14 protein-coding genes and 1 tRNA gene are annotated in these 16,104 nt (G+C 66.0%); 1 reads left to right on the top strand and 14 read right to left on the bottom strand.

All coding sequences use genetic code 11. The features are described 5' to 3' along the window. Nucleotides 1-20: 20 nt before the first annotated feature. From guaB to FQU96_RS19505, 13 genes are all read right to left on the bottom strand, one after another. Nucleotides 21-1,478: an IMP dehydrogenase gene (gene guaB, locus FQU96_RS19565; protein ID WP_146542999.1), complete on the bottom strand. Its 1,458-nt coding sequence runs from the start codon at nucleotides 1,476-1,478 to the stop codon at nucleotides 21-23. A 974-nt stretch (nucleotides 1,479-2,452) separates the two neighbouring features. After that, entirely contained in the window at nucleotides 2,453-3,253 is an 801-nt protein-coding gene (locus tag FQU96_RS19560; RefSeq protein WP_146542998.1) for an IclR family transcriptional regulator C-terminal domain-containing protein, read from the bottom strand. Nucleotides 3,254-3,312: 59 nt separating this feature from the next. Beyond that, a complete protein-coding gene (locus tag FQU96_RS19555) occupies nucleotides 3,313-4,560 on the bottom strand; it encodes an NAD(P)/FAD-dependent oxidoreductase (protein WP_146542997.1) in 1,248 nt (415 codons plus the stop codon). Next, complete coding sequence (locus FQU96_RS19550) at nucleotides 4,560-4,883, bottom strand: 2Fe-2S iron-sulfur cluster-binding protein (protein ID WP_146542996.1); 324 nt, start codon at nucleotides 4,881-4,883, stop codon at nucleotides 4,560-4,562. The genes FQU96_RS19555 and FQU96_RS19550 overlap by 1 nt, the downstream gene beginning before the upstream one ends. A gap of 135 nt (nucleotides 4,884-5,018) precedes the next feature. Then, nucleotides 5,019-6,119 (bottom strand): ABC transporter ATP-binding protein, encoded by a 1,101-nt coding sequence (locus tag FQU96_RS19545; protein ID WP_146542995.1) that lies wholly within the window; start codon nucleotides 6,117-6,119, stop codon nucleotides 5,019-5,021. Nucleotides 6,120-6,130: 11 nt separating this feature from the next. Continuing rightward, on the bottom strand, nucleotides 6,131-7,144 hold the full coding sequence (locus tag FQU96_RS19540) for an ABC transporter substrate-binding protein (RefSeq protein ID WP_146542994.1): 1,014 nt from the start codon (nucleotides 7,142-7,144) through the stop codon (nucleotides 6,131-6,133). A gap of 16 nt (nucleotides 7,145-7,160) precedes the next feature. Next, nucleotides 7,161-8,171 carry an ABC transporter substrate-binding protein gene (locus tag FQU96_RS19535; protein WP_178130590.1) on the bottom strand — a complete coding sequence of 337 codons (1,011 nt, stop codon included), beginning with the start codon at nucleotides 8,169-8,171 and terminating at the stop codon, nucleotides 7,161-7,163. Nucleotides 8,172-8,301: 130 nt separating this feature from the next. Next, the gene (locus tag FQU96_RS19530) at nucleotides 8,302-10,068 is read right to left on the bottom strand and encodes an iron ABC transporter permease (protein ID WP_255468410.1); all 1,767 of its coding nucleotides are present in this window, start codon (nucleotides 10,066-10,068) and stop codon (nucleotides 8,302-8,304) included. Between the two features lie 82 nt (nucleotides 10,069-10,150). Then, entirely contained in the window at nucleotides 10,151-11,473 is a 1,323-nt protein-coding gene (locus tag FQU96_RS19525) for a Rieske 2Fe-2S domain-containing protein (protein ID WP_146542992.1), read from the bottom strand. A 203-nt stretch (nucleotides 11,474-11,676) separates the two neighbouring features. Continuing rightward, nucleotides 11,677-12,504, bottom strand: coding sequence for a class I SAM-dependent methyltransferase (locus tag FQU96_RS19520; RefSeq protein ID WP_146542991.1), 828 nt, complete (start codon nucleotides 12,502-12,504; stop codon nucleotides 11,677-11,679). 20 nt (nucleotides 12,505-12,524) lie between these two features. Then, complete coding sequence (locus FQU96_RS19515) at nucleotides 12,525-13,031, bottom strand: DUF1993 family protein (protein WP_146542990.1); 507 nt, start codon at nucleotides 13,029-13,031, stop codon at nucleotides 12,525-12,527. A gap of 78 nt (nucleotides 13,032-13,109) precedes the next feature. Continuing rightward, nucleotides 13,110-13,826: an RlmE family RNA methyltransferase gene (locus FQU96_RS19510; RefSeq protein WP_146542989.1), complete on the bottom strand. Its 717-nt coding sequence runs from the start codon at nucleotides 13,824-13,826 to the stop codon at nucleotides 13,110-13,112. A gap of 12 nt (nucleotides 13,827-13,838) precedes the next feature. Beyond that, nucleotides 13,839-14,927, bottom strand: coding sequence for a Ppx/GppA phosphatase family protein (locus FQU96_RS19505; protein ID WP_146542988.1), 1,089 nt, complete (start codon nucleotides 14,925-14,927; stop codon nucleotides 13,839-13,841). A 142-nt stretch (nucleotides 14,928-15,069) separates the two neighbouring features. On the opposite strand from FQU96_RS19505, the gene FQU96_RS19500 reads away from it, so the two are divergent. After that, a tRNA-Gln gene (locus FQU96_RS19500) sits at nucleotides 15,070-15,143 on the top strand. Nucleotides 15,144-15,266: 123 nt separating this feature from the next. Here FQU96_RS19500 and FQU96_RS19495 read toward each other — a convergent pair. Beyond that, complete coding sequence (locus FQU96_RS19495; RefSeq protein ID WP_146542987.1) at nucleotides 15,267-15,941, bottom strand: hypothetical protein; 675 nt, start codon at nucleotides 15,939-15,941, stop codon at nucleotides 15,267-15,269. Nucleotides 15,942-16,104 lie beyond the last annotated feature (163 nt).

The following is a 16,104-nucleotide window of genomic DNA, read 5'->3' as shown; positions in this document are numbered from 1 at the left end:
TGAGCCGTTATCACCTTGTCCTAGCCGTTCTGCCTGTAGTTTGGCGCTTCACGCATGATCTCGACATCGTGCACGTGGCTCTCGCGCAGGCCCGCACCACTGATGCGCACGAAGGTACAGCCCTTCTGCATCTCGGCCAGCGTGCCGTTGCCGGTATAGCCCATCGCGGCGCGCAGGCCACCCACCAGCTGGTGCAGGATGTTGCCCACCGGTCCCTTGTAGGGCACGCGGCCCTCGATGCCCTCGGGCACCAGCTTCAGGGAACTCGCCACTTCCTGCTGGAAATAGCGGTCGGCCGAACCGCGCGCCATGGCGCCGATCGAGCCCATGCCGCGGTAGGATTTGTAAGAGCGGCCCTGGTAGAGCAGCACCTCGCCCGGCGCCTCGTCGGTGCCGGCCAGCAGCGAGCCGATCATGGCGCAATCGGCACCGGCGGCGATCGCCTTGGCGAGATCGCCGGAGTACTTGATGCCGCCGTCGGCGATCGCCGGCACGCCGGCCGCGTGGCACGCCGCGGCGGCCTCGAGGATGGCGGTCAGCTGCGGCATGCCAACACCGGCCACCACGCGCGTGGTGCAGATGGAGCCGGGACCGATGCCGATCTTCACCGCGTCGGCGCCGGCGTCGATCAGCGCCTTGGCGCCCTCGCCCGTGGCGATGTTGCCGGCGATGACCTGGGCGTAGTTGCTGAGCTTCTTGATGCGGCTCACCGAGTCGAGCACGCCACGGGAGTGGCCATGGGCGGTGTCGACCACGATCACGTCGACATCGGCCGCCAGCAGCGCCTCGGCGCGGCGATAGCCGTCGTCGCCGACGCCGGTGGCGGCCGCGACCCGCAGCCGGCCCTTCTCGTCCTTGCTGGCGCCGGGGAACTTGTTGGCCTTCTCGATATCCTTGACCGTGATCAGGCCGATGCACTTGTGCGCGTCGTCAACGACGATCAGCTTTTCGATGCGATGCTGGTGCAGCAGGCGCTTGGCTTCGTCCGGGCCGACGCCCTCGCGCACCGTCACGACTTTTTGGGTCATCAGGGTGTGGACCGGCGCCATCACGTCGGTGGCAAAGCGCACGTCGCGGTTGGTGAGGATGCCGACCAGCTTGCCGCTGCCCCGCTCGACGACGGGAATGCCGGAAATCTGGTGATCGGCCATCAGCTTCAGCGCGTCGGCCAACGGCGCCTCGGGCGCGACGGTCAACGGGTTGACCACCATGCCGCTCTCGAACTTCTTGACCTTGCGCACCTCATCGGCCTGCGCGGACGCGTCGAGATTCTTGTGGATCACGCCAATGCCGCCGGCCTGCGCCATGGCGATCGCCATGGGCGCTTCGGTGACAGTGTCCATGGCCGCCGACATCAGGGGGATGCGAAGGTCTATGGTGCGCGTGAGCCGCGAGCGCGTATCGACTTGTCCGGGGAGAACCGATGAGGCGGCGGGCTTCAGAAGCACGTCGTCAAAGGTCAGTGCTTCTTGGAACATGGCCACCTCCGCATCACGGATGGCGGCTGGCGCCATCCCGGGCTTCCTTTGGATGGCGCGTCATCATACACATCGCGGCCCTGATGCCAAGCGGCGACAAGATATAGAGGCTATGCGTCGCATGGCATGGCAGGAACCCCTTGGCCCCAGCGCTTTGTTGCGCCGCCAGCCATCCCGCCGCAACAAACTTCCTCCCCAGCAAAGCTGGCTCCCGTATTCACACATCGTGCTCGTTATCGGGAACGCAAACGCGGGCTGGACAGGCGGCGCGCTGCGCCGGGGATCCGCGGCCGGGTGTGCCGGCGTGGAACGGGATCGACGATCCGCGCGAGACATCCCGAAGATTTATTGTCGATGTCGATCTTTGGACTCTTGTCGGCGCCGCACCCTGCACTGTAAGTGGCCACAGGTTCGCGTACTCGCCGCCGGAGACATCGGGCGTTTCGTGGGCCCCGCGTCATGGGGCAAGCCGCCGCCGGGCTGCACGGGCGTTTCGGTCGCCGCCGTTACAGGCACACAGGATGATCCGCTGCCGTATCCCTGATCCGGCAGGCCTTTGTCGTGGCAGGAGCGTTCGATGAGCCAGAGTCGGTTCCCCGTCCTTCCGGTTTCGACGCACGGGTTTCGGCAATTTCCGCAACCTCTTCTGCGTCGTGCACGGCCGCCGGCGCGGCAGAACGCCGGGAATTTTCTGTCGCTTTCTGTCGCTTTTCTGTCAGGTCAGGAAAACCCGCTCACGCCTTGGAATCACTGTCATGGAGCGATTCTGTCGTTTCTGTCACCGCTGTCGCGGCCACGGGTTTCGGCAATTTCCGCAACCTTTCCCGTACAGCGAAGGTGGCGCGCAGCGCCGGAAGGGGGATGTTGCAGCCGCTTCGATGGTGCTGAAGAGAGGCGGGCTCTGTTTCGGATATCCCCCTTCCGCCCATCGACGTTCAAGATGTGTGAATCCGACAGAGCGAAGCTGGGGGGGATCAGACCAGTTGTCCCTGAAGCGCTTCGGTCTCCGCCCGCAGGGCGGTGACGTACTTCTCGGTGACGAAGCCGACCGAGGCGTCCTCGATCCAGGCCGCGACGCACAGGGTAGCGACCGTCTTGCCGTCATAGCGCTTCAGCGGCACGGCGACGGCGCGATACCCCCGACGCATCTCCTGTTCGGTGACGCAGTAGCCCTGCTCACGAACCCGCATGACCTCCTGACGCAACTCCAGCTTGTCGGTCATGGTGTAGGCGGTCAGCGCCTTGGGCTCGAGCTTGTCGAGCCAGGAATCGAGCGCCTCGTCGGACATCCCGCTCAGGATGGCACGACCGGCGGCGGTGCAGAATGCCGGCCGCCGCAGGCCGATGGTCGGCGCCAGAACGACGGGATCGCCATGGAAGGAGTGGGCGATCATCACGATGTCGTAGCCGTCCAGCACGGCGGCAAAGCAGGCCTGCTCGATCTGGTCGCTGACCCGCTCGCAGGCGGGCTGCACGATGGTCGAGATCTTGTTCGACCCGAGATAGGCCGAGGCCAACGACATCACCCGCGGCGTCAAATGGAAGGCGCGCCCGTCGCTGGCCACCAGGCCCAGGCAGGAGAGCGTGTAGAGAGCGCGGCGTACACTGGGCTTGGGCAGGTCGGTCGCCCGCGCGACGTCGCTCAGGGTCATGTGGCTGCGTTCACGTCCGAAGGCGCCGATGACCCGCAATCCCCGCGCCAGCGCCTCGAGAAAGTCCGGCCCGTAACCACTCGCTGCCCGCCTCTCGGCGTCCGCCGCTCTCAGTCGCGCCATCCACTCGATCTCCCTTTGGTATCTAAGTATAGATGGCCGCGATGGAAAGCCAACCACCTTCACGCCGGCGGTGGCGCGCCTGATTTGGGTGCGATCCGGGCGGCAAGATCGAAGCCCTCGTCGGCGGCTTCGGCCGGCGATACGGTGGTGCCGCTCGCCAGCAGGCGCCGCCCCATCATGTGTTCGGCCGGCCGGTTCACCGACTCGATCGCCACCAGGCGATCATCGTGCCAGTAGAAGACGGAGAACCGCCCACCCGCTGCGGCACCACGTACCGCATGGTGGGTGGCCCCGTGAATCAGTCCGACCATCTGCAACTTCACATCGTACTGGTCGGACCAGAACCAGGGCACGGCGTCATACGGCGTCGGCCGGCCGGCGATGGTGGCGCCGGCCGCCTTGGCCTGGTCCTGCGCATGCTGAACCGATTCCAGCCTCAGCGACCGCCGGGCGAAGGCACCGGGATGCCAGCTGCAGTCGCCGATCGCGAAGACCGTCGGATCGGCGGTGCGCGCGAACCGGTCGACATCGATGCCGCCGCTGCAGGCAAGGCCCGACGCCTCGGCCAGCGCGGTCTGCGGTACCACGCCGATTCCGACAACCACCAGGTCGGCCGGGATGGTGCTGCCGTCGCTGGTGACGACCGACCGCACACGGCCACCCTCCCCCTCGAGCCGGCTCGCCATGGTCCGCAGCCGGATGTCGACGCCACGGGCGCGATGCACGGCCATGACATAATCCGCCAGCGACGCACCGGCACCGCGGCCCAACAGGCGATCCTCCGCCTCCAGGACGGTGACGGTCTTGCCCAGCATCGCCAGCACGGACGCGACTTCCAGGCCGATAAAGCCGCCACCGATCACGACCGCGGTCGTCACCGCCGGCAGGCGGTCACGCAGATGCACGGCATCGGCCAGCGTGCGCAGCACCAGCACGCCATCCAGGTCGATGCCGGGAACGGGCGGCAGGCGCGGCCGTGCGCCGACGGCCAGCACCAGCTGGCCATAGCCGATCCGGTTGCCGGCCGCCGTCGTCACCGATCGACCGGCGCGGTCGATCGACGCCACCGCCGTACCCAGGATCATGTCGATACCGTTGTCGCGATAGAACGCTTCATGACGAATGGGCAGCGCCTTGGCGTCGACCTTGCCGAGCAGGAATCCCTTGGACAGCGGCGGGCGCTGATAAGGCAAGTCCAGCTCGGCACTGATCATACGGATCGGGGCGGCAAAGCCCGCCGACCGCGCCGAGGCGGCCACCTGCGCCGCGGCGTAGGATCCGCCGACGATGACCAGATCCTGATCCATCAGACCTGGCGGTCAGGCACGCGGACGGTCAGGCCGTCCATGTCATCGGTAATGCTGATCTGGCAGCCCAACCGGCTGGTCGGCAAACGCTCGGCCGCTGTGCCGGTCAGCATCTCGTCTTCCATGCCGTCGGGCGCCGGCAGGCGTGCCACGAAAGCGTCCTCGACATAGATGTGGCACGTGGCGCACGAACAGCACCCGCCGCAATCGGCATCGATGCCGCGCACATTGTTATGGACGGCGGCCTGCATGACGCTGGTGCCGACCGAAGCGGTAACCTCGACCTGCTGGCCGTCGGGTTGGATGAAGACGATACGCGGCATCGTTCTACTGATCCTGTTGCAAGCGACACAAATCGTGCCGAGCGTAGCGAGAGATGACCTGGAAATGGAGTCTCCTTTTCGCGGCGATTTCTCATTTCCCGGCAGCACGGGTGTCGCGCCCGCGCGCCCGCGGTATCATGCACGCACGGCCCAGACGTTGTCGGTCGCAACGGACAGGGTGACCGCCTCGCCGATGCTGACCGGCCGTGTGGCGGGTGCCTCGATATGGAAGCGCATACCACCCGCTTCCGCCGCGATCGAACGATGCGGACCGCGAAAGATGCCATCGACAATATGGCCCGACCAGGCGATGTGGCCGTCGCGTGCCGGCGTGTCGGGCGCCGCCAGGATCACGTTCTCCGGCCGCACCACCACAAGCACGGCCTCGTCACGCCCGAAGCGCTCGGCGGCCCGGCAACGGCCCTGCCAGGCCGCACCCTCGACGGCCAGCATATAGTCGCCGTCATCCGTCGGCTGGCACGCGGCCACTTTGGCCGCGATCATGTTGGGCGTGCCGAAGAACGCCGCCACCGCACGACTGGCCGGCCGGTGATAGACCGTCTCGGGCGCGCCGATCTGCAGGATCCGCCCCTGCTGCATCACGACGATCCGGTCGGAGAGCGCCATGGCCTCCTCCTGGTCATGCGTCACGTAAAGGGTGGTGATCTTCAAGCGGCGCTGCAGGGCGCGGAACTCATCACCCATCTGCGCCCGCAGGCGGGCATCGAGATTGGACAGCGGCTCGTCCAACAGCAGGACCTCGGGCTCGAACACCAGCGCCCGGGCAATCGCCACGCGCTGCTGCTGGCCGCCGGACAGCGCCGGCGCCGGCCGGTCGGCGAATCGTTCCATCTCCACCAGCCGCAGTGCCGCCGTCACCTTGTCCCGGATCTCCGCCTTGGTCGCCCGGCGCACGCGCAACGGGTAGGCGACATTGTCGAAGACGGTCATGTGCGGCCAGATCGCGTAGGACTGGAAGACCATGCCGAGCTGGCGCAGGTCGGGCGGCACGAACAGGCCCACGCGCGCGTCGCTCACGACGCGGCCACCGATGCTGACGCGGCCGGTATCGTTGCGCTCCAGGCCGGCCACCATGCGCAAGGTCGTCGTCTTGCCGCAGCCGGACGGCCCCAGCAAGGTGACGAACTCGCCATGCGCGACCGACAGGTTCACCCGGTCGACCGCCTTGACGTCGCCGAAGTGACGGCCGATCTCTTCCAGGGTGACGCTCGGCATGGCCCGCTCCGCTACTTGTAGTATTGCTTGGCGAGATCCAGCATCTCGTTCTGCCGCTCCGGCGTCGTGGTGCCCATCGCCTTGGTGGCAAGGAACGGGCGCATGTCCGGGCTGGCGCGCTCGATCACACCCTTGACCACCGGACTGCTGCCGGCGTTGGCATAGATCAGCTGGGACTCGATCTCGAGGAAATGGTTGATGAACAACCGCGCCGCGTTGGGGTGCGGCGCGTTCTTCAACACCGACAGTTCGAACCGAACAAACGGGCGCCCTTCGACAGGTACAACCAGCTTCACCGGCAGGCTCTTGATCTGCGTGTAGAACGCCAGCGAGAACGGAAAGTAGATCGGATATTCACCACGCGCCGTGCGACGCTCGTTGTTGCGAAGGTCGCGCGAGAACACCAGCTTCTGCGCCGCCAGCTTCTCGTGGTACGCCTTGCCGAACAGATCGTGCGTGACGAAGAAGAACACGGCACCGCCGCCCAGTGCCCGCATGTCGTCGGCCAGCATCTTGCCGCTCCATTTGGGATCGAGCAGATCCTGCCAGCTGCGGGGTTCGTCGGCCTCCTTCACCATGGTGCGATTGACCAGAAGCGCGTAGCTGGTGACATCGGACGGCACGCGATGGGCGTCGGCCTGGTACAGCGGCATCAGGTTGCGGATGTTGGGAATACCGCCGTGCGGCTGCAGGGCGCCGTCCTGCAGCATGAGCCAGGTGGTGGTGGCGCCGTTGTGGTGGACGTCGCCCAGGAAGCGCCCCGCCGCCTGCTCGATGCGGATCCGCTCGCGCACCTCGCTGGCACGGGCCTCGAACGCCTCGACGCGGATGCCGTATTTCGCTTCGAACGAACGCACGACGTCCTTGTGAAAGGTCGCGCCGATCGCGGCTGTATAGAGCGCGAGCTTGCCCTCCTTCTTGGCGGCTTCGATGACTTTCTGCCATTCGGCATCGGTCTGCGCCGCGACGGGCGCAGGCCCTGCAAGCGCGAGGGCGGCAACGATCGTGACCAGCAACCTCAGCATCATCGCCTCCGCATCGCTACTTGTAGAGTTGCTTGGCCAGTTCGAGCATCTCGGTCTGACGCTCCGGCACCGTGGTGCCCATCGCCTTGGTGGCGAGAAACGGGCGCATGTCGGGGCTGCTGCGCTCGAGCACGCCTTTGACGACGGGGCTGTAGCCGGCATTGGCGTAGACAAGCTGCGACTCGACCTCGAGGAAATGGTGCATGAACAGCCGCGCCGCGTTGGGGTGCGGTGCGTTCTTGAGCATGGCGAGGTCGAAACGAACGTAGAGCCGCCCCTCGTCCGGGATGACGACCTTCACCGGCAGGTTCTTGATCTGCGTGTAGTAGGCCAGCACGAACGGGAAATAGAGCGGATATTCGCCGCGGGCGGTGCGGCGTTCGTTGTTGCGCAGATCGCGCGAGAACACCAGCTTCTGCGCCGCCAATTTCTCGTGGAAGGCCTTGCCGAACAGATCATGCGTCACGGCGAAGAACACGGCTCCGCCGCCCAGCGCCCGCATGTCGTCGGCCAGGATCTTGCCGGTCCATTTCGGATCGAGCATATCCTTCCAGCTTTTGGGTTCGTCGGCTTCCTTGACCATGGTGCGGTTGATCAGGATCACGAAGCTGGTCACATCGGATGGCAGGCGGACATCATCGGCTTCGTAGGGCGGCATCACGTTGCGGGCATTGGGCACGCCCCCATGGGGCTGCAGGGCGCCCTCCTGCTGCATCAGCCAGGTGGTCGTAGCGCCATTATGATGCACGTCGGCGATGAACCGGCCGGCCGCCTGCTCGATGCGCACGCGCTCGCGGATTTCGCTGGCGCGCGCCTCCAGCGCCTCGACACGGATGCCGTATTTGGCTTCGAACGTACGCGCGACTTCCTTGTAGAAGGGCGAGCCGATCGACGCCGTATAGAGAACCAGCCTGCCTTCCTTCCTGGCGGCCGCGATGACCTTCTGCCATTCGGCATCGGTCTGCCCCGCTGCCGGCGCAGCCATGGCCATGACCATCGCGACCGCGACCAGCACTCTCCTCAGCATCGCCACCCTCCCCATCTTGTTGCTTCCTGGGAGCGCGGACGTCTCGCCCGCCTCTTCGGCGAAAGCCTGCTCTCGCTCATGCAACACCGACATGAGCGGGCGGGACGCCCGCGCTCCCAGGCAGAGACGCTCACAGCGTGCTGATCCGTTTCTTGATCAGGCGCAGCTGCACCCAGCGGAACAGCAGCACCAGGACCAGCATGAACAACCCGATGACGCTCACCTCCTCGGGTTTGCCGCCGGTCCACATCTTCAGCATCACCACGGACAGCACTTCCGAACCGGGCGCGTAGAGCAGGATCGATGCACTGAGCTCGCGCATGATCCCGAAAAACGTCAGCACCCAGCCGACCGCGAAGGCAGGCCACGCCAGCGCGACCAGGATGCGCCACAGCGTCTGCCACCAGCTGGCACCGTGGACCCGCGAGCATTCCTCGATGTCGTTGGAAATCTGCGCATAGGCGCTCGACGTGACCCGCACGGCGACCGGCGTGCCGAGCGCGATATAGGCCAGCAGCAGCGCCCACAGCGTGCCATAGATGGGAATGCCGCCCGGCAGCATGGCGAAGCCCCACAGGAACCCGATGCCCAGCACCATGCCGGGCATCATCCAGGGCAGCCAGGCCAGGACGTCGATCAGGCGACGGCCGTGCCAGCGCGTGCGCGTGGTGACATAGGCAACGATGGCGCCCAGCGCCATGGTCGCGGTGGCGCCGCATACGCCCAGTAGCATCGTGTTGGCGAACGCGGCCCAGAAATCGCGGTTGTTCCAGACGCCGCGGTAGTGCTCCAGCGTCAGCATGTCGAGCTGGTAGAAACCGAAGAACTGGAAGAACGAGCTCAGCAGCAATTGGCCGACCGGCAACGCGACGGTGGCGACGAAGAAGGCGATGCAGATCGCGAACGTGATCCACCGCTTCCAGCCGAGCTGCGTCACGTTGGGCGCGTAGCCTTTGCCCGTGACGGTCGTGAAGCTGCGGCCGCCCAGCATGCGCCACTGCCAGGCGACGAGCAGGAACATCAGGACCATCACGGCGAAACCCATCGCCGTCGCCGACTGGTACTGCGGCTGCGACTGGTGGTTGATCAGGGCGTAAATCTTGGTGGTCAGCACCTCGATGCCGACGGGCGTGCCGAAAAAGACCGGCGATTCGAACGCCTCGATGCCGCGGATGAAGCTCAGGATGAAAGCGCTGGTGGTGACCGGCAGCATCAGCGCGAAGGTGATGCGCCAGAACGTCTGACCACGGGTCGCGCGCGACATGCGGCTCGACTCCTCGAGCGCCGGATCCATGGCACGGAACGCATCGACCACGAACAGGAAGATGAACGGCGTCGAATACTGCATCATGTGCCAGATGACGCCGCCGTAGGAAAACACGTCGATGATCGGCCACTCGACTCCGGTCAGCCAGCGCCAGACCAGATTGATCGTGCCGACCTGGGCATTGCCCAGCATGCCCCAGGCGGTGGCGGTCAGGATCGGCGGGATGAAGAACGGCAACGTGATCAGCACCTCCAAGGTGCCGCGGGCGGGCGTGTCGGTCCGCGCCACGATCCAGGCCAGCAGGATCGCGAGCGCCAGCGACAGTGCCGTCTTGACGAACGAGATGCCGACCGTGTTGGCCAGCACGATCAGGTTCTCGGTGGTCGCGAGCGCCGCGTATCCATCGAGATTGTACTCGCCCGCCAGACCCGGCGGCGCCGAGTGCAGGCTGCCGTAGAGCAGCATCCCCATCGGATAGAGCGACAGGAAGCCGAGCGCGGCGATGAGCAAAACCATGCCCAGCGGGCACCCGCCGCGAAACAGGCCAGCGAAAGCCACGGCCAGCCGGCGCGGCAGACCACCCGCGTCGACGGCCACATCGGAGCGCCGCTGCAGTGCAGCCGACTCCATGCTCCCTCCCTGATGCCGCCCGATTGTGCGATCCGCGGGCGTGCTTTAGCCGAGCGCGTCGATGATCCGGGGCTGTCGGTTATTACTCCGCCGCTTGTGCCATCAGCATGCCCAGCGGGCTGAAGGCGTTCCGCAGGTTGCGGGTGTAGGCCTCGCCCCAGTCGAGGTCCATCGGCGCAAGGAACGCCCCGCCGCGTGCCCCGCGATAGATGTGCGCGCCATCGACGGTGGCTGGCACTTTCTTGTCGTTCTGCAGGTCGCGGGCTGCATTCAACAGCCGCCGGCGTGTCACCATGATCATGCGATCGCTCGGCGCCAGGTGCTCCAGCGAGCGGTCGACGATCTCGCCCATGCACTCGATCATGGCCTGATCCTGCCGGCCGATGCCCTGGATGCCCGAGTAGTTCGACCGGCGCTGCATCTCGCGATCGATGAAATAGTCGTTGTCGCGGTTGGCAGCGAGGCGCCAGCGGCCATACCAGTCGTTGGTGCGCGGCAGGTACGTCATGTCGGGCGGCAGACCGGGAATCGGCTCGCCCGTCTTCAGCGTCTGCAACGGCGGCGTGCGCTTGGTCCAGCCGACGTTGTAGGTCATGGTGTGCGTGTCATCCATCGGCACGTTGATGGTGCACTGGATCTGATCGTGGAACGAGCCGTTGGGCGTGTGGGTGAAGAACGGCAGCAGGAAGTGCGCGAACCGGTAGTAGTACGTGCCCGGTTCGGCTTCGCGATAGGCCGTGTACATCGTTCCCCACTCGGTCTCGCGCGTATGATAGTCCGGCGCCCGATCGACAATGCTCCAGCGGTGCATGGTGGCGGGATCGACATCGTCGGCATCGACGCTGCCGATATGCAGGAAGCCGAAATGCGAGGTATCGATGTCGCCTTCCAGCGACTGCAGCCAGTTGCACTCGCGCTGGTGGACGCGCAGGCTGCGCTCGTCTTCCGGCAACATCAGCGCTTCGATCTCGGGTAGTGGCGGCGCCTCGGCGCGCGGTCCCATGTAGGTCCACACCAGGCCGGCGCGTTCGACGACCTTGTAGGCCTTGGTCTTGACCTTGCTCTTGAAGTCCTGCGACGCCGGCACGTTGGGCATCTCGAGGCAATTGCCCTCCACGTCGAACTTCCAGCCGTGGTAAACACAGCGCAGGCCGTTCTGTTCATTGCGTCCGAAGAAGAGCGAGGCGCAGCGATGCGGGCAGCGGTGCTCCATGATGCCGATGCGACCGGCGCTGTCACGAAACGCAATCAACTGCTCGCCCAGCAGCAGCAGGCGCATCGGCTCGCCATCGGGCTCGAGTTCCGAGGACAGGCAGGCCGGAATCCAATATTGCCGCATCAACTCGCCCATCGGCGTACCGGGGCCAACGCGCGTCAGCGCATCGTTATCACGCGCAGATAGCATGGTTTCCTCCGATTTCGTCCGTTGATCGGACATTTGTTCGATTTTATCAAAACGGCGCACAACGAGCAAATGACGCCCACGCATTGCTGGGCTCCAGCACGCGAACGCACACTGTGATCGCGAGCAAAGCGAGCCCCTGGGAGCGCGGGCGTCCCGCCCTCCCTCCCAGGAGTGATCGTGTTCCGTGGTTCAGCCGGGGACGATCAGGCGATCGCGACGAAGCGTGCGCCGCCCAAGGCGCCGCTGGCGACCAGCGCAACGAAGCGCTCATAGAAGCGCACATAGTCGGCGTGCGGATCGCCACCGGTGGCGCGCTGTGCATCCTCGCGCAGATGCCGGTACGTCTGCAGGCGCGCCTCGAGAATGGGCCGCCACGCCGCCGACAGATCATCGCGGCTGATGCTGGCGAAGCCGGCGTCCTGCAGAAGCTGCTCGTACTCGCCGGGGCTATGGATCGCCTTGGCGGCGATACCCTCGTCCATCATGCGGCGGTCCGCTGCCGTCAGCGCCAGCCCCGCGACCCAGTCGGTGAATGCCAGCCGGCCACCCGGCTTGAGTACCCGCCGGGCACCCGCCAGGAGAGGCGGCTTGTCGGCGATATGCAGGAACGCTTCCTGGCTCCACGCGACGTCGAACACGCTGTCGCCGAACGGCGGCATGGTGGCGTCGCCCTGCACCACGGCAATGCGATCGTCGAGCTCCACGAGTTCGTTGAGCCCGCTGGCACCGGCGGCGCGGTGCGCGTTCAGTTCCAGCGCCACGACAGTGCAGCCGCGCACGGCTACGTTATGCCGCGCCGGGCCGCACAACCCGGCGCACAGATCCAGCACGCGTGTGTCGGCGCCAATGCCGGCGCGCGCCGCCAGCGCGTCATTGGCATCGAGACCACCGTAGTGATCCTGATCATGCGGCCACAGGTCGGCCGCCGTCAGACCGTCGATCGGCTGGCCCGCATCGCGCAGCTTGTCGAGGATCTGCTGGGCGCTGATCGGGTGGCGATCGTAGAAGGTAACGACGTGCGCGTCGGCCATGCGATTGCCACCCGGCCCGATCACAAACCGCCGATGAAGTCGCGCTTGCCGATCTCCACGCCGCAGTGGCGCAGGATGTCGTAGGCCGTGGTGACGTGGAAATAAAAATTGGGCATGGCGAAGTGCAGGAGGAAGACCTCGCCCTTGAACGTCAGCGGATTGTTGGGAATCGGTATGGTGATCTCGCGTCCTTCGCTGCCTTCGAACTGGGCCGGCGTGTAGGTCGCGACGTAGGCCAGCGTCTTATCGATGCGCGCCTTCAATTCAGCCAGCGTGGTCTCGCCGTCGTCGTATTTGGGGAACTCGCTGCCCGTCAGGCGCCCCGGCGTGCTCTTGGCGAAATCGGCCGCGATCTGCACCTGGCGCACCAACGGCAGCATGTCGGGGAAAAGCCGGGTCTGCAGCAGCGCAGCATCCTGGATCTTCTTCGCCGCGGCGTAGGCCGCGGCCTTGTCGATCACCTTGCCCAAGGCGCCGAGCTGGCGCTGGAACACCGGCACGCTGGCCGAATACATCGAAATCGTCATGACGTTTCCTCGTTTGGCTATCGCGCGGCATGCCGCCGCTTTTAGTGGCGCGCAGCCAACGACGAAACGTCGCCGCCGTCAATTGCCGCCGCGGAAACCGGTGGCGACGACGAACATCTCCGCCGAGTCGGCCCGGCTGGAGGGTGGCTTGACGTGCTTCACGACCTTGAAATCGCGCTTCAGCTGTTCCAGCAGCGCCCGCTCGGTACCGCCGCGCAACACCTTGGCGACGAAGACCCCGTCGGGCTTCAGCACCTCGCGCGCGAAGGCATGCGCGGTTTCGGCCAGCGCCATGATCCGCAGATGGTCGGTCTGCGGATGGCCGGTGGCGGGTGCCGCCATGTCGCTGAGCACGACATCGGCCTGCCCGCCCAAGGCGGCCTTCAAACGCTCGGGCGCGTCGTCGGCCATGAAGTCCTGATGCAGGATCGTGGTGCCGGCGATCGGCTCGACCTCGGTCACGTCGATACCGACGATCGTGCCACCGGTCTCGAGCGGACGCACCCGCTGCACCGCCACCTGGCACCAGCCGCCGGGCGCGCAGCCGAGATCGACGACCGCGATACCGGGCCGCAGGAACCGGAACTGATCGTCGATTTCACGCAACTTGAAGGCGGCGCGCGAGCGGAAGCCCAGGCGCTTGGCCTCATGCACGTAAGGATCGTTGAGCTGCCGCTCCAGCCAGCGCGCCGACGATACCGTACGCCCGCGTGCCGTCTTGACGCGCACCGCCTCGCGGCGCCCGCCAACGCCGCCGCCCCGCGTGGAGCGGCTTCCGCCTTTGTCCTTTGCCATATCGTCAGCAGCTCACACGGTGAATGGCGTCGTCTCTTCTACGCGCCGTGTCAGCGGATCGCACTCGCGATCCGCCTCGCGCATGAGGTCGACCAGAACCCCTTCGCGCAGGCCGCGGTCGGCAACGACGACGCGCTGGACCGGCCATTGCCGGCAGACCGCCTCCAGGATGGCGCCGCCGGCCAGGGCCAGTTCGGCCCGCTCCCAGCCGATGCACGGCAGCCCCGACAGCTCCTCCACCGACATCCGCGCCAGGTGGCCGCCGATGCGCAGGATGGTATCGCGATCGATACTGGTGCCGTCGACCGTCGCCCGGTGATAGCGCTTCAGGCCCATGCCGTAGGCCGCCATGGTGGTGACCGTGCCCGAGGCACCGATCATCTGCACCCCGCCGGCGGCCACCCGGCCGCCGACCCCGTTGCCGCGGCAGAACGGCGCCAGCGCGTCCTTGATCTGCGCCACCATCTGCTCGTAGATGCCGGCCGCCAACGGCTGGCACTTGGATTGGCCGGCGAGCCGCGCCTCGGTCAGGGTGACGACGCCCCAGGGTATCGAGATCGTATCCAGGATCGACAGGTCGAGCCCGCAGGCGCCCGCCTCGCGCGGCCGCACCGAGACCCACACCACCTCCGTCGAGCCGCCGCCGATATCGACCAGCAGTACATGGGTGGACTGCCGGTCGATCAGCGACTCGCAGCTGGCCAGGGCCAGGCGGGCCTCCTCGCGCGGGCTAATGATCTGGAACGCAAGGCCGGTGCGTTGCTGCACGCGGGCCAGGAAATCGGCACTGTTCAGCGCCCGCCGGCAGGCCTCGGTGGCGATATGCCGCGACCGTGTGACACCCGCCTTCTGGATCTTGTTGGCGCAGGCGTCCAGCGCTTCCATGGTGCGCTCGATCGCGCCGCTGCACAGCACCTGCTGGGAAGCGACCCCCTCGCCCAGGCGGACCGGCCGGGAATAGGAGTCCAGCACGTCGAAACCGGTGGCCGACGCGCGTGCCACCAGCAAACGGCAGTTATTCGTGCCGAGGTCGATGGACGCAAAGGTGTGCGCAAACCGCCCACACCGCCAGCCGCCGACTCCGGTACCCGCCTCCGACATATTCAAGCCTCTCCGGTTCCGATGGTACCGAAGCATGTGCCGATCGGCGAGCAAAAACAGTGGCGTGGAAGCCGCAGCGCGGTGCTTGCCAAGGCGGCCGGGCGCCGCTACATGATCGCCTGCGGCCGGGCCGCCATCCCGTTGGGGGATAGTTTAACGGTAGAACGACGGGTTCTGACCCCGTTAGTCTAGGTTCGAATCCTAGTCCCCCAGCCAACCTTTCGCACAACGACATCTCGCCACCACGTGTCGTGGCTTCGCCGCCCGGCTGAGCTCATCGGGTCGCCGTTGCCTGCTCGTCCACGTAAGGCACAGCGCACAGGTCATGCATGTACAGCTTCAGCCTGGCGATTTCGGCGGGCGCGCTGCCGTGTTGATCGCTGTCGCGGCAAAACCCCAAAGCCAGGAGGCTTCCGCTGTATCAATGTCATTGTCGTAGAAGGAGCCACCGAGCAATGCTTCGGCGCAACAGCGCCCAGTCTGGGTGACAACCGCAATATCTTCATGGCCAGCATAGAACGCGGCCGTCGAGGCGCGGGCGCTCGCCTCATAGGCGAGGACCGCGAGCGGCGGTTCTGAAGAGGAATAGGCATATTGTGTGCCGATCGTGTGTTGCGCGACCGAGCATGCGCCCCCTCCGTTCCCAGGGATCAGCTGCTTCTCGCAATCCGCAGCTAGTGCGTCATACCCGGCGCGGCGGAGCGCGCGCGGCGCAATGCTGCGGACCGCAAGCCATGCGAAAAACTCGGCGCATTGCCGCTCCTGCGCGGGTGTCGCCGGCACCGCATCCGCTCGGTCAAGCTCGGCATCGATGGCTCGACGCAACGGGAGCGGCATTTCTTCGTCGTAGAACAACAAGCATCCGGCGAAGCTGCGAACGGTGCGGTAGCGCGCGAACGGCTTCAGGACAAACATCGGCTCGGGCGCCGGTCCGCGCCGACCAACGTCGCCCAGTGCACAAACGCCGGCCGTGAGACCGAAAGTCAGCAGACTCCGGCGAGCCAAAGAAGCCATCTTTCGCCCTCGAGGTTAATGCTGAAACTTAGCATTTCTGGCGCATAGACGCATGGGAAAACACGTTTTCCGAACCGGATTTCTACTCTATAAATAATTGATTTATATATACAAATTCCCTCACGTCGTCATCTGCGGTGTGCTTCGCCGTTGAAGGCCGTTG

Origin of the sequence: Reyranella sp. CPCC 100927 (genome assembly GCF_007859315.1) — a bacterium.
Classification (GTDB): Bacteria; Pseudomonadota; Alphaproteobacteria; order Reyranellales; family Reyranellaceae; genus Vineibacter.
Note: the sequence above shows the minus strand (reverse complement) of the source record. Positions and strands in the feature narration are given on the sequence as shown.